Annotated in this window: 15 protein-coding genes; 8 read left to right on the top strand and 7 right to left on the bottom strand. The window is 73.4% G+C overall.

The genetic code is table 11. The features are described 5' to 3' along the window. Positions 1-22 precede the first annotated feature (22 nt). Both AB0D85_RS20615 and AB0D85_RS20610 read left to right on the top strand, forming a co-directional pair. A complete protein-coding gene (locus AB0D85_RS20615; protein ID WP_362322594.1) occupies positions 23-2,887 on the top strand; it encodes a DEAD/DEAH box helicase in 2,865 nt (954 codons plus the stop codon). Next, the gene (locus AB0D85_RS20610; protein ID WP_362322064.1) at positions 2,884-5,502 is read left to right on the top strand and encodes an SWIM zinc finger family protein; all 2,619 of its coding nucleotides are present in this window, start codon (positions 2,884-2,886) and stop codon (positions 5,500-5,502) included. Before AB0D85_RS20615 ends, AB0D85_RS20610 begins: the two co-directional genes overlap by 4 nt. 93 nt (positions 5,503-5,595) lie before the next feature. Here AB0D85_RS20610 and AB0D85_RS20605 read toward each other — a convergent pair whose 3' ends face one another. From AB0D85_RS20605 to AB0D85_RS20585, 5 genes are all read right to left on the bottom strand, one after another. Then, positions 5,596-6,615 (bottom strand): ABC transporter permease, encoded by a 1,020-nt coding sequence (locus tag AB0D85_RS20605; RefSeq protein ID WP_362322062.1) that lies wholly within the window; start codon positions 6,613-6,615, stop codon positions 5,596-5,598. Next, complete coding sequence (locus AB0D85_RS20600; RefSeq protein WP_362322060.1) at positions 6,612-7,586, bottom strand: ABC transporter permease; 975 nt, start codon at positions 7,584-7,586, stop codon at positions 6,612-6,614. The genes AB0D85_RS20605 and AB0D85_RS20600 overlap by 4 nt, the downstream gene beginning before the upstream one ends. Further along, entirely contained in the window at positions 7,583-9,154 is a 1,572-nt protein-coding gene (locus AB0D85_RS20595; RefSeq protein ID WP_362322058.1) for a sugar ABC transporter ATP-binding protein, read from the bottom strand. Before AB0D85_RS20595 ends, AB0D85_RS20600 begins: the two co-directional genes overlap by 4 nt. A gap of 29 nt (positions 9,155-9,183) precedes the next feature. After that, on the bottom strand, positions 9,184-10,449 hold the full coding sequence (locus tag AB0D85_RS20590; RefSeq protein ID WP_362322056.1) for a substrate-binding domain-containing protein: 1,266 nt from the start codon (positions 10,447-10,449) through the stop codon (positions 9,184-9,186). 326 nt (positions 10,450-10,775) lie between these two features. Beyond that, on the bottom strand, positions 10,776-11,327 hold the full coding sequence (locus tag AB0D85_RS20585; RefSeq protein WP_362322053.1) for a helix-turn-helix domain-containing protein: 552 nt from the start codon (positions 11,325-11,327) through the stop codon (positions 10,776-10,778). A gap of 151 nt (positions 11,328-11,478) precedes the next feature. Here AB0D85_RS20585 and AB0D85_RS20580 point away from each other — a divergent pair, with 151 nt between their 5' ends. Further along, positions 11,479-12,432, top strand: coding sequence for an NADP-dependent oxidoreductase (locus AB0D85_RS20580; RefSeq protein ID WP_362322051.1), 954 nt, complete (start codon positions 11,479-11,481; stop codon positions 12,430-12,432). 74 nt (positions 12,433-12,506) lie between these two features. On the opposite strand, the gene AB0D85_RS20575 is transcribed toward AB0D85_RS20580, so the two are convergent. After that, on the bottom strand, positions 12,507-12,725 hold the full coding sequence (locus AB0D85_RS20575) for a hypothetical protein (RefSeq protein WP_362322049.1): 219 nt from the start codon (positions 12,723-12,725) through the stop codon (positions 12,507-12,509). 85 nt (positions 12,726-12,810) lie between these two features. Further along, a complete protein-coding gene (locus AB0D85_RS20570) occupies positions 12,811-13,023 on the bottom strand; it encodes a hypothetical protein (protein ID WP_362322047.1) in 213 nt (70 codons plus the stop codon). Between the two features lie 318 nt (positions 13,024-13,341). Between AB0D85_RS20570 and AB0D85_RS20565 the strand changes: the two genes are divergently transcribed. The 5 genes from AB0D85_RS20565 to AB0D85_RS20545 all read left to right on the top strand — a co-directional run bounded on the left by AB0D85_RS20565 (position 13,342) and on the right by AB0D85_RS20545 (position 21,785). Continuing rightward, positions 13,342-14,151, top strand: a complete 810-nt coding sequence (locus AB0D85_RS20565; protein ID WP_362322045.1) for an alpha/beta fold hydrolase — start codon at positions 13,342-13,344, stop codon at positions 14,149-14,151. Then, positions 14,148-14,969: an SDR family NAD(P)-dependent oxidoreductase gene (locus AB0D85_RS20560; RefSeq protein ID WP_362322043.1), complete on the top strand. Its 822-nt coding sequence runs from the start codon at positions 14,148-14,150 to the stop codon at positions 14,967-14,969. The genes AB0D85_RS20565 and AB0D85_RS20560 overlap by 4 nt, the downstream gene beginning before the upstream one ends. 262 nt (positions 14,970-15,231) lie before the next feature. Then, on the top strand, positions 15,232-17,946 hold the full coding sequence (locus tag AB0D85_RS20555; RefSeq protein ID WP_362322041.1) for an AAA family ATPase: 2,715 nt from the start codon (positions 15,232-15,234) through the stop codon (positions 17,944-17,946). 86 nt (positions 17,947-18,032) lie between these two features. Then, positions 18,033-20,831: an AAA family ATPase gene (locus tag AB0D85_RS20550; protein ID WP_362322039.1), complete on the top strand. Its 2,799-nt coding sequence runs from the start codon at positions 18,033-18,035 to the stop codon at positions 20,829-20,831. A 36-nt stretch (positions 20,832-20,867) separates the two neighbouring features. Beyond that, entirely contained in the window at positions 20,868-21,785 is a 918-nt protein-coding gene (locus tag AB0D85_RS20545; RefSeq protein WP_362322037.1) for an alpha/beta hydrolase, read from the top strand. Positions 21,786-21,843: the final 58 nt, after the last annotated feature.

Genomic DNA, 21,843 nt, shown 5'->3' with positions numbered 1-21,843 from the left:
TGGGCGGGAGGTGGCAGAACGTATGAGCGGCGGCACGGTGACCGAGATCCCCGGCGGCGTGCCCGTACGCCTGGCCGCGGTCTATCTGCCCGCCGATCTCCCGCGCCAGGGCCGGATCGCCTTCTGGGACCCCGAGGGGGACCCGCTGCCCGTCTCCGCGACCGCCTTGGCCTCCGGGACCGCTGTGGCCTCGACAACCGCCGCGACCGTCACGACCGAGGACCTGACGGTCGTACGACGGCACGGCGCCGGTGTGCGACGCCGGCAGGTGCCCGCGCTGACCCTGCCGATCGCCGAGGCACTCCCGCTGCTCGTCCGGGCCCGGCGCGATCCGGCCGCCCACCCCGCCACCGCCTGCTGGGGCGCCGCCGCCCAGCACGCCCTGCGGCTCGCCGCCCGCGGCCGGCTGCTGCCCGGCCTGACCCCGGCCGGGCACGACGCCTGGCGGGCCGGCCCCCTGGAGCCCGCCGACATCGCCCACCTGCGCGCGGTGGCGGCCGCCCTCCCCGCCGAGGGCCACGCCGTCCCGCTGCCCGGCCCCGGCCCGCTCATGCTGCCCCAGCCCGAGGCGCTGATCCGCTCCTTCCTGGACGCCGTCGCCGACACCCTGCCCCGCACCCCGGCCGCGCCCCACACCTCGGGCCGGCCGTTCGCCGCCCGTGAGCCCCAGCGGCTGCCGGACGCGCACGAGTGGGCCGCGGAGGTCGCCGCCGGTATGGACGCGGGCGTACGGATCTCGCTGCGCCTGGACCTGTCGGCGTACGACCTGTTCGACGACGCGGAGGGCGCGCCCCGCGCGGGAGCGGCGATCGTCCAGGTGCACAGCCTGGCCGACCCGACCCTGGTCACCGACGCGGTGGCGCTGTGGGCGGGGCAGTCCGACGCCGCCTTCGGGCCCCCCGCGCGCGTGGACGCGGCGCTGGCCGTGCGCCGGGCCGCGCGGGTGTGGCCGCCGCTGGACCGGCTGGCGGACCAGGACGTGCCCGACGTACTCGCGCTCTCCGAGGAGGAACTGGGGGAGCTGCTCGGGGTGGCGGCGACCAGGCTCGTGGCGGCCGGGGTCGCCGTGCACTGGCCCCGGGACCTGGCACAGGACCTGACGGCCGCGGCCGTGGTCCGGCCCGCCCCGGGCTCGGCGACCGACGGCACGGGCTTCTTCGAGAGCGAGGAACTGCTCCAGTTCCGCTGGCAGCTGGCGATCGGCGGCGACCCGCTCAGCGAGGCCGAGATGGACGCCCTCGCGGAGGCCCACCGTCCGGTCGTACGGCTGCGGGACCGCTGGGTGCTCGTCGACCCGGCGCTGGTCCGCAAGGCCCGCAAACGCGAACTGGGCCTGCTCGACCCGGTCGACGCGCTCTCCGTCGCGCTCACCGGCGAGGCCGAGGTGGACGGCGAGACCGTGGAGGCCGTCCCCGTCGGGATCCTCGCGGCCCTGCGCGACCGCCTCACCGCCGGGCTGAGCCCCGCCGAACCGCCCACCGGTCTGCACGCCACCCTGCGCGACTACCAGCTGCGCGGACTGGCCTGGCTCGACCTGATGACCTCACTCGGCCTCGGCGGCTGCCTCGCCGACGACATGGGGCTCGGCAAGACGATCACCGTCATCGCGCTGCATCTGAAGCGGGCGCGCACCGAACCGACCCTGGTGGTCTGCCCGGCCTCCCTGCTGGGCAACTGGCAGCGGGAGATCGCCCGGTTCGCGCCCGGCGTCCCGGTCCGCCGCTTCCACGGCCCCGACCGCAGCCTGGACGGCCTCGACGGCGGTTTCGTCCTCACGACCTACGGCACCATGCGCGCCACGGCGACCAGGCTCGCCGAACAGCCCTGGGGCATGGTCGTCGCCGACGAGGCACAGCACGTCAAGAACCCCTACTCGGCCACCGCCAAGGCGCTGCGCACGATCCCGTCCCCCGCGCGCGTGGCCCTCACCGGCACGCCCGTGGAGAACAACCTCTCCGAACTCTGGGCCCTGCTCGACTGGACCACCCCCGGACTCCTCGGCCCCCTGAAGTCGTTCCGCGCCCGGCACGCGCGTGCCGTCGAGAACGGCGAGGACGAGGAGGCGGTGACCCGGCTCGCCCGCCTGGTCCGCCCCTTCCTGCTGCGCCGCAAGAAGTCCGACCCGGGCATCGTCCCCGAACTGCCGCCCAAGACCGAGACCGACCACCCCGTCCCGCTCACCCGTGAACAGGCCGCGCTGTACGAGGCGGTGGTCCGCGAGTCGCTGCTCGCCATCGAGACCGCCGAGGGCATCGCGCGCCGGGGCCTGGTGCTCAAGCTCCTGGGCGCCCTGAAGCAGATCTGCGACCACCCCGCGCTGTACCTGAAGGAGGAGTCCCGCGCCGAGGGCCTGGCCGCCCGCTCCGGCAAGCTCACCCTGCTCGACGAACTGCTGGACACCGTCCTCGCCGAGGACGGCTCGGCCCTGGTCTTCACCCAGTACGTCGGCATGGCCCGCATGATCACCGCGCACCTCCAGGCCCGCGCGGTCCCGGTCGACCTCCTGCACGGCGGCACACCGGTCCCGGAGCGGGAGCGCATGGTCGACCGCTTCCAGGCCGGCGCGACCCCGGTCCTCGTGCTGTCCCTGAAGGCGGCGGGCACCGGCCTCAACCTCACCCGCGCGGGTCATGTCGTCCACTTCGACCGCTGGTGGAACCCGGCGGTCGAGGAACAGGCCACCGACCGCGCGTACCGCATCGGGCAGACCCAGCCGGTCCAGGTCCACCGCCTGGTCACCGAGGGCACCGTCGAGGACCGCATCGCCGAGATGCTGGAGGCCAAGCGCGCCCTCGCCGACGCGATCCTCGGCTCCGGCGAGGCAGCGCTGACCGAGCTGACGGACCGGGAGCTGTCCGACCTGGTGTCGTTGCGGAGGACGTCATGAGCGGGGGCGAGCAGCGACCGGGCGACGCGGCACGGCGGGCGTTGCGGGCGGCGCGGGAGCGCGGGGCGGAGACCGGGGGCGATGGGCCGACCCCGACCGAGGACACGCCGACGGCACCGGCCGAGGGCTTGGCGGAGCGCGCGCAGGGCGCGGCCGAGACCGGGGAATCGGCGCAGGGGGCGGCCGAGACCGGAGAACAGGCGCAGGGCGCGGCCGAGTTCGGGGCACCTGTGCCTGGCGTCGACTCGCGGGTGCGGGGAACAGCGGGCGTCGCCTCCCGGGAGCGGGTGCCCAGGCCGGGTGACGCCGCGCGGCTGGCGCTGCGGGCGGCTGCCGCCGCGAAGGACACGGAGAACGGGGCCGCCGACTCCGGTTCCGGCTCCGGTTCCGGCTCGGACTCCGGCTCCGGTCCGAACAAGGTCGACACCGACCGGCTCGGCCGGGGTGGCATCCGGACCGAGTCCGGCGTCGACTGGACCGGCTCGGGCGGCATCCGGACCGAGTCCGGCGTCGAGCGGCCCGCCCTGGGCGGCATCCGGACCGACTCCGGCGCTGATCGGATCGACTCCGGCGTCAACCGGACCGGCTCGGATGCCGACCGGCCCGGCTTGGACGCCGACCGGACCGGTCCGGATGCAGACCGGACCGACGTCGGCGCTGCCTCCTCCCGTGTCGGCGGTCGTCCCGGTGACATCGCCCGGGAGGCGTTGCGTGCGGCGCGTGAGGAGCGGCGGCGGGCCGCGGCGGCCGCGGCAGAGGCGGCCGCGGCGGCTCCGGCCCGTGCGGCGCGCCCGCTGCCGTCGCCGGCCTCGGCAGCCGCGACGCGTCATCGCACCGCCCGTGATCTGAAGCAGTTCCTGGCGACCGCGTTCCGGATGCCCCCCGACGAGGACGAGCCGGCGGCGCCCGAACAGTCAGACAACCGCGCAGGCCAGGGAACCCCGGCCGGACTCGTCGACGACGAGCGGGCCGTGGGCGGGAGGCTTCCCCGGGTGACGGGTCCGGCACACACGCACGCCCCGGCATCCGCGTACCCGGGCCCGACGGATCACGGGCCTGCCACCGGACCCCGGCGCTCCGAGGACCTTCCGCGGACGACCGGGGCGAGGGCAGCCGGTGCCCCCGCGCAGTCGCGGGCGCGCGGCCGCACCTCCGTCGGCGGCACGACGACGGGCACCCCCGCCTCCCCATTCCCCGGACACCCCGTCGAGCAGTCCGCGACGGGGCCCCAGAACGACGAGCCGCTCGGCCCCACGTCGGCCACCCCCTCCCGGCACCCGGAGACCGACACCCCGACCGCAGCCCCTCACCACCCCGCCCCGGACATCCCCACCACCCCCCGTCTCCCTCGCACCATGGCCACCCCGCACCGCGACAGCGAACTCCGCCGTACCTTCGCCGCCCTCCCGGTCCGGGCCGGCGGCTCCGGTCCCGGGTTCGCCGAGACCTGGTGGGGCAACGCCTGGGTCCGGGCGCTCGAAGAGGGCGCGTTGGACGTCAAGCGGCTGGTGCGGGGCCGGAGTTACGCCGAGCGGGGGCAGGTGGACGCCATCACCGTGACCCCTGGACTGGTCCTGGCGTATGTGCAGGGCAGCCGGCCCCGGCCGTACCGCGTGCAGGTCCGGCTGCGCACCTTCGGCGAGGACGAGTGGGAGCGCTTCCTGGAGGCCGCCGCCGACCGGCCGGGGGACATCGCGGCCCTGCTCGACAAGGAGCTGCCGCAGGCGCTCGCCGACAGCGGGGTCGCGCTGCTGCCCGGGCCCGGTGAGCTCGAACCCCGGTGCAGCTGCCCGGACTTCGGGCACCCCTGCAAGCACGCGGCCGCCCTCTGCTACCAGACCGCGCGGCTGCTGGACGCCGACCCGTTCGTGCTGCTTCTGCTGCGCGGACGCGGTGAGCGCGAGGTGCTCGACGCGCTGTCCCGGCGCAATGCCGCCCGGGCCGCGCGGGAGCGGCAGCCGACGGCCCTGCCCGGCGTCCGGGCCACCGAGGTCCTCGTGCCGCGGCAACTCCCGCCGCTGCCAGCCCCGTTGCCGGTTCCGCCGCACCCCGAGCAGCCTCCGGTCTATCCGGCGGTGCCCGGCGGCCCGGACCCCTTCGCGCTGGACCAGCTCGCCACCGATGCCGCCGCCCGCGCCCACGCCCTGCTCGCCACCGGACGCGACCCGGTCGGCGAACTGACCCTCTGGCAGGACGCGGTGCGGCTCGCCGCGGCCCGGCCCGGCTCCGGCCTCACCGCGTCCACCCGTGCCCTCTACGCGACCCTCGCCGACGCCGTCGGCCGTACCCCGGGCGACCTGGCCCGCGCGGTCGCCGCCTGGCGCCAGGGCGGGGTCGAGGGACTCGCCGTACTCGAAGAGCCGTGGGATCCGCCGGCCGGCCGCTTCGACCGTGCCAGACCGCTGCTCCTCGCCGCCGACCTCCCGGTCTTCCGGCCCTGGCACAACCACCTCACCCACCCGGGCGGCCATGTCCAGCTCCGTCTCGGCCGCGACGGCCTGTGGTACGCCTACGAGTCCGAGCCGGGCCACGACGACTGGTGGCCCAGAGGCACCCCGGACCTGGACCCGGTGGGCGCGCTGACGGGACTCGGGATGGCGGACGACGGGCTGTAGGGTCCTGCGCCCTCCCGCCGAGGTCGTCCACGCGGCGGAGCCGGCCGGCGGCATCGCGCTGTCGGCCGGCTCCCTGTGCGGGCCCCGGATGGTTCAGATGCGGTCGCGCAGGCGCCGTTCCCGGCCGTAGAGCCCGACGACGAGCAGGATCAGCCCGCCGGTGATCATGTCCTGCGAGGCGGACGACAGCTGGTTGGCGCTGAGCAGCAGGGCGACCACCGACAGCACCAGCGCACCGAGCACCGTACGCCAGTAGTCGCCGCGCCCGCCGAACATGGTGCCGCCCACGATGACCGCCGCCAGGGACTGGAAGAGGTAGGGGTCGCCGATCGTGACGTTGCCCGAGCCGGAGTAGCCGGCCAGCAGGATACCCACGCAGGTGGCCAGCACCGCGCTGGCGACGTACGCGTAGATCCAGGTGCGGTTGACCCGCACCAGGGCCAGCCGCGCGGCGGGCTGGTTGACGCCGGTCAGATACAGGTTGCGGCCGGCGCGGGTGCGGGTGAGCACCAGGCCGATGACGATCGCCACCACAGCCCAGATGACGATCACCGGCGGAACGCCGAGGCCGAAGGTCGTGCCGTTGGCGGCCGTCAGCTTGCCCAGCCACGCCGGGGCGACCCCGGTGGCGGAGCCGTTGATCCACTTCAGGACCAGCCCGGACAGCAGCGCGCTGACGCCCAGCGTCACGATGAGCGGCTCGACCTTGAAGCGGTACGACAGCAGTCCGTTGACGAAACCGCCCAGCACACCGACGGCCAGCGCGACCGCCACCGCGGCCCCGGTGGACCAGTGGTCGGTGCCGCACAGCTCGGCGATGATGACATTGCCCGCCGAGATGAACGCCGCGATGGAGAAGTCGATCCCGCCCACCAGGACGACGATGGTCTGCCCGGCGCCCGCGAGGCCCAGCAGCGAGGCGTTGACGAGGATCGCGTAGAGCACCCGCTGCGAGCCGAAGCCGTCGATGGTGCTCAGGCCGTAGACGTACAGCGAGACCAGGGCGAGCAGTTGGAGCAGGGGGATGCGGCGCTGCCACTCGTTGAGCGTGTGGAGGAGGGGAACCCCGCCGCCTTCCGTCGCCGGGTCCGCGACCGCGGTGTCTGTGGTCATGCGACGGCCCTCCTGCGGGCGTTGGTCAACACGGCGCCCACGACCACGGCGAACAGCAGCATCGCGCCGTAGATCGCGGTGGACCACAGGGTGGACACCTTCACCACGTTGAGCAGGTTGTTGATCAGGTAGATGCTCGCCGCGCCGAGCAGCGAGCCGAACAGGGAGCCCCGGCCGCCGGCCAGCGAGGTGCCGCCCAGGGCCACCGCGGCGATGGCGAGCAGGGTGTACTGCGCGGACATGCTCGCCGCACCCTCGCTGATGAGGGACATCAGGGCGATTCCGGCGATGCCCGCGTACATCCCGCCGAGCGCGTACGCGGCGATCCGGACCTTCGGCACGTTCACTCCGGCGGAGAACGCGGTGGCGTCGTCGCCGCCGACCGCGTACAGCGCCTTGACGAACGGCGTACGGGACAGGCCCCACCAGATCAGCAGCGGGGCGCCGATGGTCAGCAGCGCGCCGGGGACCGGGCCGAAGGAGCCGGCCAGGTCCTTGGTCCACGAGGTGCTGCCGGAGGGGACGGTGTCGCCCTGCACCTGGGTGGCCAGACCGCCGATGACGATGTTGGCGCAGAGCGTGGCCACGACCGGCTGGAACCGCAGTACGGCCACGAGGGTGCCGTTGACCGCGCCGATCGCCGCGCCGATCGCCAGGCAGGCCGGGATCACCACGAAGGGCGAAGTGAGGCCGTTGGGCAGCAGGTTCGCCACGATGACGATGTCGATCAGGGTCAGCAGCGGGCCGATCGAGATGTCGATGCCGCCGCCGCCCGAGAGGATCGCCGGGGTGCTGGCCATCGCCGCGACGGCCAGCGGCGCGAAGGACGCGAGCACCGCCGCCCAGTTGCCGAAGGCCAGGAACGCCGGCTGGAGGGCGGTGTTGACCACCAGCAGGACCAGGGCGAGCAGTCCGGCGAACGCGTACGGGCGCTTGCCGAGCAGGCTCCGCAGGACGTCGAGGGCATTCACGAGTCACCATCCGGGGAGGCGGAGCCGGTGACCGATGAGGTGACCGTGCGGCCGAAGAACGCGGCGACCAGGGACTGACGGGTCAGGGCCTTGCGGTCGAGGGTCGTGGAGTGCGCGCCCTCGCGGAAGACGAGGACACGGTCCATGAGCTCGATGTGCTCGTCGACCTCCGTCGAGAGCATGACGACGGCGACCCCGCGTGCGGTCAGCTCGTCGAGGAGGGCGTAGATGTCGCGCTTGGCGCCGATGTCCACGCCCCGGGTGGGGTCGTTGAGCAGGAGCACGTCCGGGCGGCGGGCGAGCCAGCGGGCGATGACGACCTTCTGCTGGTTGCCGCCGGACAGGGTGGTGATGGGGTCGGACTCGCGGCCCATCCGGACCTTGAGGCCGGACCGGTACTCCGCGAACCGGCTCAGCGCGGACGCCCGTGACAGCAGCCCGAAGCGGGTGTCCTTGTCCTGGGTCGCGGCCGAGAAGTTCTCCCGGACGGAGAGCGTCCCGAACAGGGCCTCGCCGCGCCGGTCGCGCGGTACGTAGCCGATGCCGGCCGCGGCCGCCCGCTGCTCGGAGCGGATCTCGGTCTCGCCGCCCACCTCCACCCGTGCGACCGACCCTTCACCCGCGGGGCCGTGCCACAGCGCCTTGATGAAGGCGTCCTGGCCATGGCCCTCGAGGCCGGCCAGGCCGACCATCTCCCCGGCCCGGAGCTCGAAGTCGACCGGGTCGGCGTCCGGCCGGAGCCGCAGCCCGCGGACCCGCAGCAGGACCGGTGCGTCGGCGGCGGGGCCGCTGCGATGCGCCAGTGCGCCGCCCTCGGGGATGTCGGTGAGGTGTTCGGCGCCGGTCATCAGGCGCACCAGCTCGGCCGTGGTGGCGTCGTCGGCGTCCAGGGTGGCCACCGACTCGCCCGAGCGCAGTACGGACACCCGGTCGGAGATCGCGTCGACCTCGTCCATGCGGTGGGAGACGAACAGCACGGCCATGCCGGCCGCCTTGCGCCGGGCGATGGCCTCGAAGAGCCGGTCCCGGGTGGCCACGTCGAGCGCGCTGGTGGCCTCGTCCAGGATCAGCACCCTGGGCTCGCGGACCAGTGCACGGGCGATGCCGCACGCCTGCCGGTCGCTCAGCGAGAGCTGTTCGACCGGGGTGTCCAGGTCGGGCACCTCACCGAGCAGTTCGCCCAGTACGGCGGCGGCCCTGGCCCGCTTGTCCGGCTCGGAGATCTTCCGCCGGAAGACCCCGTCGGCGCCGAGCCAGACGTTCTCCAGCACCGAGCGCGGGCCGACCACCAGGACCTCCTGGTAGACCGCCATCACACCGGCCGCGATCGCCGCCGCGGGACCGCCCAGGCGGACCGCACGGCCGGCGACCTGGTAGCCGCCGGAGTCCGGGGCGTGCACCCCGGTGAGAATCTTGACCAGGGTGCTCTTCCCGGACCCGTTCTCGCCCATCAGGGCATGGACCTCGCCGGCCAGAAGCCGGAGCGAACAGGACCGCAAGGCCCTGGTCGCCCCGAACGACTTGGCGAGACCGGTGACTTCGAGGGCCACCTGGCTCTGCTCGCTCAACGTACTTGCTCCCTCAACGTACTTGCTGCCTACGAGCCGAAGAAGCCGTCGACGTAGCTCGTCTCCGCGAATGTCTGGCCGACATCGCCCACCGTGATGGTGGAGGCGTCGCCGGTCTTGAAACTCGACTTCGAGAACTTCGACAGGTTGTCGCTCGTCACGAGCGGCGGGTTGATGACGATGTCCGAGACTTTGACCCCGTCACCGTCGAGCATGTGCTTGGCCACCTGGACGACGGCCTGGGCCAGACCGTCGGCCGGGTTGAACAGGCCGACGCCCTTGTAGCTGCTCTGGTTGGCCGCCCAGTACGCCACTCCGCCCTTGGTCAGGCCGTTGTCGGCGACCGGCGGGACGGTGACGTTGGACTTCTGGAAGGCCGAGATGATGCCGGTGGTCATCGGGCCGCCCTCCAGGACGCCGCCGATGGTCTTGGTCGGGTTCGCCGCCAGGTACTGCTGGACCTTGGTCTGCGCGGTGGTGGGCGAGAAGTCGGTGTAGATGGAGTCGTCCAGGGTGATGCCGGAGCACTTCGCGAGCGCGGCCTTGGCACCGTTGAAGGTGTCGGTGTCGATCGGCACGCCCTTGATGCCGTGCACGCCGAGGATCGCGCCCTTGCCGCCCATCGACTTCGCCAGGGCGGCGGCCTGCGCCTCGCCCGCCGCGAAGGCGTTCGGCACGACGTTGACGGTGTTGGCGTCGGCCACGTTGTTCAGCACCGAGATGGACGGGATGCCGGCCTTGGCGGCCTTGTCGACGACCGACTCGAAACCGGCGGCCAGCGGCTGGTAGATGATCAGGTCGACCTTGTCGGTGATCAGCTGGTTGAACTGCGAGATCTGGTTGGTGACCTCGTTGGTGGACACGAGGTCGACGACCTTGTAGCCCTGCGCCTTGAGGTACTTCTGCAGCGCGTTGTTGATCAGCGTCTGGTAGGGGTTCGTCAGCTGGGACTCGGAGATGCCGACCGTGATCGTCCCGGACTTCTTGCCCTTCCAGTTCGCCCAGGCGCTCTTCTGCACGGTGCCGGAGTAGCCGCTGTACGCCGAGGTGTAGTCCGCGCCCAGGGCCTTGACCAGGCCGGCCGTGTCGCTGAACTCCGCCGCCGGGACGGTGCCGCAGGACGAGGACGAGGACGACGAGGAATCGGAGCCGGCGCTCGTGCTGTCGGAGCTTTTCTTGCTGCAGCCCGCCGCCGTGAGGGTGAGCAGGGCCGCGGCACAGAGAGCGCCCGAGATCCGGACGGTGCGGTTGCGGTGCGTCGTGGCGGTGGCCGCGGCCGCGAGTCTTGCGGTCATCGTGGGGACTCTCCTTTGAGCCTGTGCGAGTCGGTGCCGGGTCACGGAGCGAAACGGCCCGACTGAATTGCTCGGCAGCGTAAGAAGTGCCCGAAACGACGTACAAGGTCCCCGGTCATCGGGCCTGGGGATGGGTGGTATGCCGGTCCCGCGCGCCGGTGCGGTGCGCACCGCTCGGCGGACGCGGGTCGCGCACGCCGTTCCGCGCCGCCGAGGACGCCGATCCCGGTGACCGCCACGGCGGGATGCGGCGCCGGGACCGGGCCGGTCAAGGCCGGCGAATCTGCCGCGGCACGCATCCCTTGCGCATGTTCTCGGCCGCACGATTATTCACGTTGGACATCAAGGACGTCGCCGGTATGCGGGAATAGTTCGAGTACCCCGTTGAGCAGCAGATCCGTCAGTCTCGGAATGGCAAAGGACGCTCTTTCGGCCGGGAGGATCCGAAAGGAGCTGATTGCCCTCAGGGCGATGCGTGTGTCCTCCACCGATACCTCTCGGCGGATGGCGCCGTCACGTCGTGCGCGCTCCACCAGTTCCGCGAACGCCTCGGCGTGTGCGCGGCGTTGTTCGGTGAACGCCGCTCCCGCCGCGTGCGAACCGAGCAGTGCTTCGTTGAGGCCGCGGTCACGCACCTGCCGTTCGGCGAAGCGGAGGATGGTGTCGCGCAGCGCGCGCCGGGAATCCGGGTCGGCGAGCGCGGCCCGCATCTCCTCCTCGCACCGCGCGACCTGCTCGGCGAGCACGGCGGCGATGAGATCCTCGCGCGACGGAAAGTGCCGGTAGACCGTGGCGACGCCCATCCCCGCGCGCCGGGCGATCTCCCGTACCGGCAGGTCCAGCCCGTCCGCGGCAAAGGCGGTCCGCGCCACCTCCACGATGCGCTTTTGGTTGTGCTCGGCATCCGCACGGCGTTTCCGAGTCAATGCGCTGCGCCCGCCTCTCACTTTCCCGCGATCCGGAACAGCTGTTCCTCTTCCGTCCCTACGGTAGTGCGCGGTGTTGTCGCTCCATATGGGAGAGGTACTCGTGTTCGCAGTCCAGTTCGACCGATTCGGTTCCCCCGAGGTGCTTTTCCTGGGCTCGCTCCCCGAGCCGCACGCGGGACAGGGGGAAGTGCGCGTCAGGGTCAGGGCCGCCGGGGTCTCGCCGGTCGATGTCGGGCTTCGCGCAGGACGGTCGCCGGCGAGCAAGAAGCTCGCCCTGCCGCACATCCCGGGTGTCGACGCGGCAGGAGTCGTCGACGAGGTGGGTCCGGGTGTCACGGGTACCGCGGTCGGGGACGAGGTGTTCGGCGCGGTCGATGTCTCACGGCTCGGCGGGGCGAGCGCGGAGTTCGCCGTGCTGGCGTTCTGGGCGGCGAAACCGGCGTCGATGCCCTGGGAGGAGGCCGGCGCGAGCGGTACGAGTGTGGAGACGGCGACCCGGGTGCTCGACCTGCTGGACGTGCGCGAAGGAACCACGCTGCTGATCGACGGCGCGGCAGGCGGTGTCGGCAGCGTCGCCGTGCAGCTGGCCGTCGCACGGGGCGCCCGGGTCATCGGAACGGGCAGCCCGGCGAACCAGGCCTTCCTCGCCTCGCTCGGCGCGATCCCCACCGTCTACGGCCAGGGGCTGCCGGAGCGGGTCCGCGCGCTTCACGACGGCCGGGTCGACCTCGCGCTCGACCTCGCGGGTGCCGGCTCGCTCGCCGAACTCGTCGCGATCACCGGCAGCGCTGCCTCGGTCGTCACAATCGCCGATTTCACCGCCTCACACCACGGGGTCCGCCTTTCGCGCGGCGAACTGGGCGGTGAGCCGACCGGGCGCCATGGCCTCGCCGCCGCGGCCGCGCTCTTCGAGGAGGGTCGCTTCCGCCTTCCCCTGCAGGAGGTGTTCTCCCTGGCACAGGCGCCCCGAGCCCATGAACTCGCCGCGGGAGGACCACGGCAGGGCAAGATCGCCTTGGCTGTTCCCCCGGTACTGACGACGCCCGCGGCATGAACCCGAGGCGGTGACCGCCGGTCCACCGGGGCCGACGGCTGACGGCTCCGGCGTGGTGTCGCGCGCCGGGGCCGTCATGTCATCGGTCCCCAACGCTCCGGCCCCCCACCGCGCCAGTCGATCCACGGCGCCTCCGCGACGTCCGCCGGGTCGATCTCCAAGCCGGCTCGGCGAAGGAACTCGGCGACGTCGGCCACGTTGTGCGCCAGGCCGAGGATCTCGCCGTCCACGCGCACGCGCCGGCCCCCCGTCGGCGACGGCGGATGCACGATCACCCGAATCGCTCCGGACATGCCCTCAGGATCATCCAGGACATACGGCCCCGCACTCCAGGAGACGGCGACACGAGCCCTGCCATCTATGACCAATCTGCTCACCTCACGCCCTGTCCGACCGTTCCGGGTGACGCAGTTCCCACCACGCCGCAGGGCTCGGGCGCCGGTGCTGCCAGTAGGGATGGAAGTACAGCTGAGCCGACAGTCGGTAGAGGCGCCGGCGCAGCTCGGTACGGCCCGGCCGCTCGGCGAGCTGCCGGTAGGCGGCGCTCCATTCCTGCTGTGCCCGGGTCAGGTCCGCGGGGAACGATCGCATGACCGGATTCAATCATGTGTTCGATTTTCGAGTCCATCGAAGACGGTGCGACGCTTTCCCGGCCGTATGCCCGGACGGCACCAGAGGCGGGGCCTGCCTGGTGAACGCGGCGGCCGGCAGCAGGTTGTCCGGTTCGGCACCAGGGGTCGCGGTGACGACGACCCGGCGCGCTGCAGATCCGGTACATGGACGATCTGGACGCGAGCACCCGGGCCGTGAAGGAAAGGACTGGGGTGCCACCACGGTTCGAACGCGCCGGGGTTCGGGTTGTGTGAACCACCGCAGGGACGCCACGTCGCCACGCCGGAGGGCTGAGCCATGACCACCCCGATCCCCGTCTGCTTCATCCACGGGCTGTGGCTGCACAGCGCCTCCTGGCAGCCATGGGTCGACCTGTTCCGTCAGGAGGGCTACGACCCGTCCGCCCCGGGCTGGCCGGGCGACCCCGCCACCGTGGCGGAGGCCCGGGCGAACCCGGAGAGCATCGCCGACCACGGTATCGACGACGTCGTGGAGCACTACGCGGCACTGATCGCCGAACTGCCCGCGCCGCCCGTCCTGATCGGCCACTCCTTCGGCGGGATGATCGCGCAGAAGCTGCTCGGCCAGGACCGCGCCGCCGCGGCCGTGGCGATCGACGCCGCGCAGATCAAGGGCGTCCTGCCGCTCCCGCTGTCGGCGCTCAGGGCCACGCTCCCGGTGTTCAGGAACCCCGCCAACAAGCGCCGCGCGGTGTCGCTGACGGCCGAGCAGTTCCGGTTCGCCTTCGGCAACGCGATCTCCGGGGAGGAGTCCGCGGCCCTGTACGAACGCTGGACCATCCCCGCCCCGGGCAAGCCGCTCTACGAGGCGGCCTCCGCCAACTTCAACCCGCACTCCCCGGCGAAGGTCGCCACCGGGAACTCCGGACGGGGCCCGCTGCTGCTGGTCTCGGGCGGCAAGGACCACACCGTTCCCGAGACCGTCACCCGTGCCACCCTCAAGCAGTACCGGCACTCCGAGGCCGTCACCGACATCATCAACTTCCCCGACCGCGGGCACTCCCTGACCATCGACAACGGCTGGCAGGAAGTCGCCGAGACGGTCCTGGCCTGGCTGGGCCGGCAGAACCTGGAGGCCGCGCGATGACGACGAGCGCCCCCGGACCCGCCGCGTTCGACCTCGGGCTGGCCGGGCGGACCGCCGTGGTCACCGGGGCGGGGCGCGGGATCGGCCTGGCGGTCGTCGAGGCCCTCCTCGGAGCGGGCGCCCGTGTCGTCGCGGGTTCCAGGAGTCGTAGCGACGCCCTTGACGACCTGGTCAAGGGCGGCGCCGAACTCACCGTCGCGGAGCTGGACCTGACCGAGCCGGACGCCCCGGCCGCGCTGGTGGCGGGAGCGGTCGCCATGTACGGCGGCGTCGACGTGCTGGTGAACAACGTCGGCGCGGTGCATCCGCGGGTCGACGGCTTCCAGGCCGTGACCGACGCCGACTGGGACTGGGCCTTCACGATCAACTTCATGGCCGCCGTGCGGGCCACCCGTGCCGCGCTGCCCCATCTGATCGCGGGCGGCGACGGACGGATCGTCACCGTCTCCTCGGTCAACGCCCGGCTGCCCGATCCGCTGGTCATCGACTACAGCGCCGCCAAGGCGGCGCTGACGAACTTCTGCAAGGCCCTGTCCAAGCAGGCCGGGCCGCGGGGCGTCCGCGTCAACACGGTGAGTCCCGGGCCGGTCGAGACCGCGCTGTGGCAGGGCGCGGGCGGTGTCGCCGACACCGTCGGGCAGTCGCTGGGCGTCGATCCGGGCGAGGTGGCCCGCAACGCCGCCGGCGCGGCGGCCACCGGCCGGTTCAGCACCCCCGCCGAGGTCGCCGACCTCGTGCTCTACCTCGCAAGCCGGCGCTCGGGGAACATCACCGGCGCGGACTTCATGATCGACGGCGGCATGATCGACGCCCTCTGACGGGCGCCTGCCGATCGCCGTACAGCCGTACGCGGCCGTACAGCCGTAGGCCCGGGCGCAGGGCCCCTCCCCGCCCGGGCCAGGGTCCTGCTGCCCGGCAGCGCCACCGAGAACAGGCTCAGCCTGATGGAGTTACCCGCCCGGCGCTGAGGCGGAAGGAGAGCCCACGCTGTCCTGGTTTCCCGTTCGGGCCGTCGGCCGCGGCGCAGTACCCTGACCTTCCAGACAGACCGAGTCCGGGGACCCGGCTGATGGGGGGAACGTGGAGCTCATCGGTCGGGACGATCAGCTGGATCTGTTGCGCCGGCTGCTGGCCGAGCCGCGGAGCCACGGGAGCGCGGTGCTGGTCCGCGGCGCGCCCGGCATCGGGAAGACGGCGTTGCTCGCCGAGACCGCCGCCCTCGCCGAGGAGCTCGGCCACCGGGTCCTGCGCACCAGCGGTGTCGAGGCCGAGAGCGACATCCCCTATGCCGGTCTGCAGCTCGTCCTGCGCCCTCTGGCCGCAGGAGCCGCCGAGCTCACCGCGCCGCACCGGCAGGCCCTGGACACCGCTCTCGGGCAGGCCGAGGCAGGTGTCCGCGATGTCTTCCTGGTCGGTCTTGCGGTACTCAACCTGCTGGCCGACGCGGCCGCGGTCGCGCCGGTGCTGGTCCTGGTCGACGACGTCCAGTGGCTCGACGACGCCACCGCCAGCGTCCTGGCCTTCGTGGCGCGCAGGGTCGGCACGGAGCCGGTGGTCATCGTGGGAGCCGCACGCGACGGCTACCGGTCGCGGCTGAACTCCGACGAACTCACCTCCGTCACCCTGGGCCCGCTCACGGACGGCCAGGCCGCGGAACTCCTGGCGGACCGCGCCCCGGAGCTACGGCCGGCCGCGCACCGCCGGCTGCTGGCCGAGGCCGCCGGAAACCCCCTGGCCCTGACCGAGCTCTCCCGCACCCTCGGCGCGTCGGCCGATCCGCACATCTCCCGACTGCCGCTCACCGAGCGGCTCGAACGGGCCTTCACCGACCGGCTGGAGACCCTGCCCGACATCACCCGCGGTCTGCTGCGGATCGCGGCCCTCGACGACAGCTCCTCGCTCCCCGAGATCTACCGCGCCACCCGGCAGTTCACCGGCAGGGCGGCCGGAACCGCGGAACTCGAACCGGCCGTGCGCGCCCGGCTCGTCCAAGTCGTCGGTACCGAACTGCGGTTCGGGCATCCGCTGATGCGGTCGGCGATCCACCAGACGATGCCCACCGGCGTCCGCCACGCCGCACACGCCGCACTCGCCGACGTGCTCGGCGAACACCCGGACCGGCAGCTGCGCCACCGGGCGGCCGCGGCCGACGCCCCGGACGAGACGGTCGCCGCCGCGCTGGAGGACGCGGCTCTCCGGGCCGCACGCCGTGGCGGCATCGCGGCGGCCGTCACGGCCCTCGAACAGGCCGCCGCGCTCAGCGAGGACGCCGACCGCCGAGCCGAACGGCTGCTGCGGGCCGCCGACTTCGCCGTCGAACTCGGCCGGTCCGAGACCGTGACCCGGCTGCTGGACCAGGCGCTCACCGGGCCGCTGTCGCGGCGGCAGCACGCCACCGTCGTCTGGCTGCGCGGCAGCTTCGACGAGGGACTGCACAGCCATTCGTCCGGCGCCCACTCCCTGACGGCACTCGCCGAGGAGATGGCCGCGGAGGACCGTGCGCTGGCGCTGCGCATCCTGTGGAGCGCCGCGCAGCTGTGCTTCTGGTCCGACCCGGGCCCGGTGGGCCGCCGTACGGTCCTGGAGGCGGTGGAGCGGATGGAGCTCGACGAACTCGATCCGTGGCGCCTGGCCATCTGCGCCTACGCCGCACCGGTCGACCGCGGCGCCTTCGTCCTGGACCGGGCCCGGCACGTCGCCCTGAAGGAGGGCGACGACGGCCGCGCCTACCGCATGCTCAGCACCGCCGCGCTCCTCGTCGGCGGCTTCGACCTGGCGCGGGCGTTCTCGGCGGCCGGCGGCGCGCCGCTGCGTGCCCAGGGGCGCCTGGGGCTGCTGGCCCGGACGGTCGGCGCGGACGCCTGGAGCGCTCTCGTGGTCGGCGACCTCGGGGCGGCGATCGCCGCGACCGAGGAGTCACGAAGACTGGCGCGCGAGACCGGCCAGACGATGATGTACGCGTTGATGACCGCCACCGCGGCCAAGCTGGCCGCGTTGCGCGGTGAGGTGGACGCGGCGCTGGAGCTGGCCGGGGAGGCGGAGGAGATCGGGCTGCCGGCCGGGGCACGTCCGGTGCTGGCGACCGCGTCGACGGCCCGCGGGCTGGCCGCGCTGGGCGCGGGCCGGTTCGAGGAGGCCTTCGGCCATTTCCGCCGGCTGCACGATCCGGCGGATCCCGCGTTCCAGGTCGCACTGCGGCTGACGGCCGTGGGCGACCTGGTCGACGCGGCGACGCACTGCGGGCGGGCGGCGGCCGTGCTCCCGGTCGTGGCCGAGCTGGAACAGGTCGCCACGGTGACCTCCGCGCCGGTGCTGCACGCCGAACTGCGTCTGGTCCGGGCGCTGCTGGCCGCCGACGAGGACGCCGACCCGCTCTTCGCGAGCGCGTTGAGCGCCGACCTCGGCGCCTGGCCGCTGATCAGGGCCCGTACCCACCTCGCCTATGGCGAATGGCTCCGGCGCCGGCGCCGCAGCGTCGAGTCCCGCGACCACCTCCGCGCCGCCCGCGACATGTTCGACGCGCTCGGCGCGATCCCCTGGGGGGAGCGGGCCCGCCGGGAACTGCGCGCCGCGGGCGAGACCAGCCGCCGCCGGGCCCCCGACGCCCGGGACCAGCTGACCGCCCACGAACTGCAGATCGTCCGGCTCGCCGCCGACGGGCTGACCAACCGCGAGATAGGCCAGCGGCTCTACCTGTCGCACCGTACCGTCAGCTCGCATCTCCACCGGATCTTCCCCAAGCTGGGCGTGGTCTCGCGCGCCGAGCTGCGGACCGTGGTCAGCGCACTGCACTGACCACCGTCACATGACGCTCGCTTCCGCCCGCGCGGGACTCCTAGCGTTCCCCATGTCAGGACATCGACAAACGGGGGAGCGGGCCCATGACGGGGTACGGCGTCCAGCAGGCATCCGGGCTGCCGATGGTCGGCCGCCACGCCGAACGCGAAGCCGTAGGACGACTGCTCGACGCGGTGCGCGACGGCCTCGGCGCGGTCCTGGTCCTGACCGGCGAACCAGGGATCGGCAAGACCCGGCTGCTGGAGTACGCCGCGTCCCGGGCCCCTGAACTCCGTGTGGTCCGGCTGACCGCGGTCGAGACCGAGACCGGGCTCGGCTTCGGCGCGCTGCACCGGTTGTTACGGCCGTTCCTGAACCGGGCGGACCGGCTGCCCGGGCCGCAGCGGGCCGCCCTGGACGCGGCCCTGGGCCTGGTGTCGGGACCGCCCGCGGACCGCTATCTGGTCGGGCTGGCGACGCTGACACTGCTGTCCGAGGCCGCCGCCGAAGAGCCCCTGCTGTTCCTGCTGGACGATGCGCAGTGGCTGGACCGGGAGTCGGCCGAGGCGCTCGCGTTCACCGCCCGCCGGCTGTACGCCGACTCCCTGGGCCTGCTCTTCGCCGTCCGCGACGGCCTCGCGGACAACGGCCTGTTCGACGCGCTCCCCGTGCACGCCGTGACCGGTCTGCCGGAGCCGGAGGCCAAGGCCCTGCTCTCCTCCGGCACCCGGCGGGTGGACACGGCGGTGGCCGACCGGATCGTCGCGGGCACCGGCGGCAATCCGCTCGCGCTGCTGCAACTGGCCGACGCCCTGGCCGCCGAACAGCTGTCCGGTATCGCCCCGTTGCCCGATCCGCTGCCGGTGAGCCGGCTGATCGAGGGCCACTTCCAGCGCCTGGTCCGAGCCCTGCCGCCCGAGACCGGAACCCTGTTGCTGCTGCTCGCCGCGGCCCCCTCGGACGACACGGGGATGATGTGGCGGGCCGCCGGACGGCTGGGCCTGTCGGCCCGCGCCGTCCAGCCGGCGGTCGCCGCGGGAATCCTCGGCCGGGACATGCCGACGGCCTTCCGGCACCCCCTGATCCGCTCGACGGTCTACGCCGGAGCCGAACCCGGCGAGCGCCGCCGGGTGCACGCGGCACTGGCCGCCGTCTGCCACGCCGTACGGGACGCCGACCGCCGCGCCTGGCACCGGGCCGAGGCCGCCGAGGGCATCGACGACGGCGTCGCCGACGATCTGGAGGCCGCCTCCGAGCGAGCCCGCTCCCGCGGCGGCTACTCCCAGCAGGCCCTGTTCCTGTCGCGCGCCGCCGATCTCACCGGGGACCCGGACAAACGGGCCGAGCGGCTGCTCGACGCGGCGCAGGCCCATCTGATGTCCGGCGACGCGGCGGCGGCACGGACCGCGCTGGACCTGGCCGGCGCCGACATCCGGGGCCCGGTGATGCGCACGCGCGAGTTGCGGATGCGGGCGACGGCACAGATGTTCCGGATCGCCGTCGCGGACGTCCCCGCGATGCTGATGGACGCCGTGACCAGGCTCGGCCCACGGGACCCGCGGCTGACCTGGGAACTGCTCTGCGAGGCGCTGCACGCCGCGCTGGTCGCCCACGACCGCACGCGGGGCACGTCGCTGACCGAGGTCGCGGCGGCCGCCGTCGCCGCACGGCACGCCCCGGACCCCGCCGCGCGCGGCCGTGACCTGCTGATGGAGGGGCTGGCCCGGCGCGTGGCCGAGGGCTACGAGCACGGGGTGCCCGTGCTGCGTACCGCCCTGGACGGGGTGCGGGGCGGCGGCGCGATCGGGGACGCGAGCAGTCCGTTCGCGGTGATGGTGTCCATGGCCTGCGGCGATCTGTGGGACGTCCAGGCCGAGCGGGACATCACCGACCGCCTGGCGGCGGCGGACCGCGAGGGCGGCGCGCTGTACGCGTTGAGCATGACGTTGCTCGTCGCGGCGCGCTGCGATCTCTGGGACGGACGGTTCACGGCGGCGGAGGTCCGCTACGCCGAGTTCGACGACATCGCGGCCGACACCGGCTTCCCCGGCGGCGGCGACATCAACCGGCTCCACCTGCTCGCCCTGACCGGCCGGGAGGCCGAACTGCGGGCGGCGGTGCGGCGGACCGCGGAGATGAGGAGCATCGGCCTCGGCCTGCACCAGCTGCTGGCGCAGCACGCGCTGACCCTGTTCGAGCTGGGCCGGGGCCGCTACCGGCAGGCGCTGGAGCACGCGCGGCCGGTTTTCGAGGAGGACCCCCCGGCCTGCGGCAACCTCGTGCTGCCGCTGCTCATCGAGGCCGCTGTGCGCACCGGCGACCGGGCCCGCGCGGACGGAGCCCTGGCCCGGCTGGAGGAACGCGCCCCGCTCGCCGGAACTCCCTGGGCACTGGGCAGCCTCGCCCTCGGCCGGGCGCTGACGGCCGACGGCGACGATGCCGAGAAGTTCTACCAGGAGTCGGTCGAACTGCTGGGGCAGGGACCGCTGGCCCTGGAACAGGCCCGGTCCCGGCTCCTGTTCGGCGAGTGGCTCCGCCGCTGCAAACGGCGTTCCGACGCCAGGAAGCAGTTGCGCGCCGCGTACGACGGCTTCGACGCCTTCGGCGCGGTGCCGTACGCCGAGCGGGCCCGCATCGAGCTGCTGGCCACCGGCGAGACGGCGCGCAGGCGGACGGAGAAGACCCGGTTCGATCTCACACCGCGGGAACGGCAGGTGGCCGCCATGGCCGCCTCGGGGCTGACCAACGGGGAGATCGCGACACGGTTGTTCGTCACCGCGTCGACCGTCGAGTTCCATATGAACAAGGTGTTCCGCAAGCTCGCCATCACCTCCCGGAACGAGATCCCCCGCGCGATCGGCGAACCGGGGTCCGACCCCGGTGCGAGCCGCGGCCACGGGTGATGGTCTGGGGCCCCGACAGGTGTGGAGGAGACCGGGATGGCCGACGGCGGAGCGCACGGAATGACCGACCACACGGGTGCCCGGCTGCGCCACGGCCGGCACACCGTGAACGGAGTCGATCTCCACTACGCGCTGGCCGGCTCGGGCGAACCGGTCGTGCTCCTGCACGGGGTCCCGAAGACGATGTTCTTCTGGCGCCACGTCATCCCGCTGCTCACGCCCCGTCACACGGTCGTCGCGCTCGACCTCCGCGGCTTCGGAGGCTCCGCGCGTCCGCCGTCCGGCTACGACACCCGAACCCTGGCCGGCGATGTCGCCGCGGTGATGACGGCGCTGGGCTTCGAGCGGTTCCGCGTGGTGGGCGAGGACTGGGGCGCCGCCGTCGCGTACGCCGTCGCGGCCTTCCACCGGCCGCGGGTCGTGCAACTCGTCTACCAGGAGACCAGGTTGCCCGGCCTCGAGGTACCGCACCTGGCTTCCCTGTCGCCCGAGGATCCCCGAACCGGCTGGCACCGCACGCTGTTCGCCCTGCCGCACTACCCGGAGCTGCTCATCGCGGGCCGGGAACGGGCGTTCTGGACGTACTTCATGCGCCGGATCATGGCGATTCCCAGCGCGTACACCGATGCGGACGCCGACGAATACACGCACGGCCTCGAACAACCGGGCGGGAACCACGCCGTCTTCGAGCTCTACCGGGCCACCGAGACCGACGCGGAGCAGAACCGGCCCCAGTTCGCCGACCGGCTGACCTGCCCGGTGCTGGCGGTCGGCGGCCGCGCGTACCTCGGCGCCGAGCCGGGGCACCAGATGGCGCAGGTCGCCAAGGACGTACGCAGCACCGTCATCGAGAACGCCGGACACAACATCCCGCTGGAGGCACCGGAGGAACTCGCCCGCACCTACCTCGACTTCTTCGCCGGTGGTGACCGGCCACCGTCGGGCACTCGATGAGCCGGCCTTGCCCGTGCCGTATCTGTGGCGGCCGGACGGACGAGACCGCCCTGGTTCA

The sequence above is a fragment of the Streptomyces sp. NPDC048277 genome (assembly GCF_040652235.1).
Lineage (GTDB): Bacteria > Actinomycetota > Actinomycetes > Streptomycetales > Streptomycetaceae > Streptomyces.
This window is presented reverse-complemented; position numbering and strand designations above follow the sequence as displayed.

Excerpts from the sequence above, each read along its gene's own strand:
- AB0D85_RS20545 (WP_362322037.1), top strand. The coding sequence starts at position 20,868 with ATGGCCGACGGCGGAGCGCACGGAATGACCGACCACACGGGTGCCCGG.
- AB0D85_RS20575 (WP_362322049.1), bottom strand. The coding sequence starts at position 12,725 with ATGTCCGGAGCGATTCGGGTGATCGTGCATCCGCCGTCGCCGACGGGG.
- AB0D85_RS20565 (WP_362322045.1), top strand. The coding sequence starts at position 13,342 with ATGACCACCCCGATCCCCGTCTGCTTCATCCACGGGCTGTGGCTGCAC.
- AB0D85_RS20610 (WP_362322064.1), top strand. The coding sequence starts at position 2,884 with ATGAGCGGGGGCGAGCAGCGACCGGGCGACGCGGCACGGCGGGCGTTG.
- AB0D85_RS20615 (WP_362322594.1), top strand. The coding sequence starts at position 23 with ATGAGCGGCGGCACGGTGACCGAGATCCCCGGCGGCGTGCCCGTACGC.
- AB0D85_RS20550 (WP_362322039.1), top strand. The coding sequence starts at position 18,033 with ATGACGGGGTACGGCGTCCAGCAGGCATCCGGGCTGCCGATGGTCGGC.
- AB0D85_RS20560 (WP_362322043.1), top strand. The coding sequence starts at position 14,148 with ATGACGACGAGCGCCCCCGGACCCGCCGCGTTCGACCTCGGGCTGGCC.
- AB0D85_RS20570 (WP_362322047.1), bottom strand. The coding sequence starts at position 13,023 with ATGCGATCGTTCCCCGCGGACCTGACCCGGGCACAGCAGGAATGGAGC.
- AB0D85_RS20605 (WP_362322062.1), bottom strand. The coding sequence starts at position 6,615 with ATGACCACAGACACCGCGGTCGCGGACCCGGCGACGGAAGGCGGCGGG.
- AB0D85_RS20590 (WP_362322056.1), bottom strand. The coding sequence starts at position 10,449 with ATGACCGCAAGACTCGCGGCCGCGGCCACCGCCACGACGCACCGCAAC.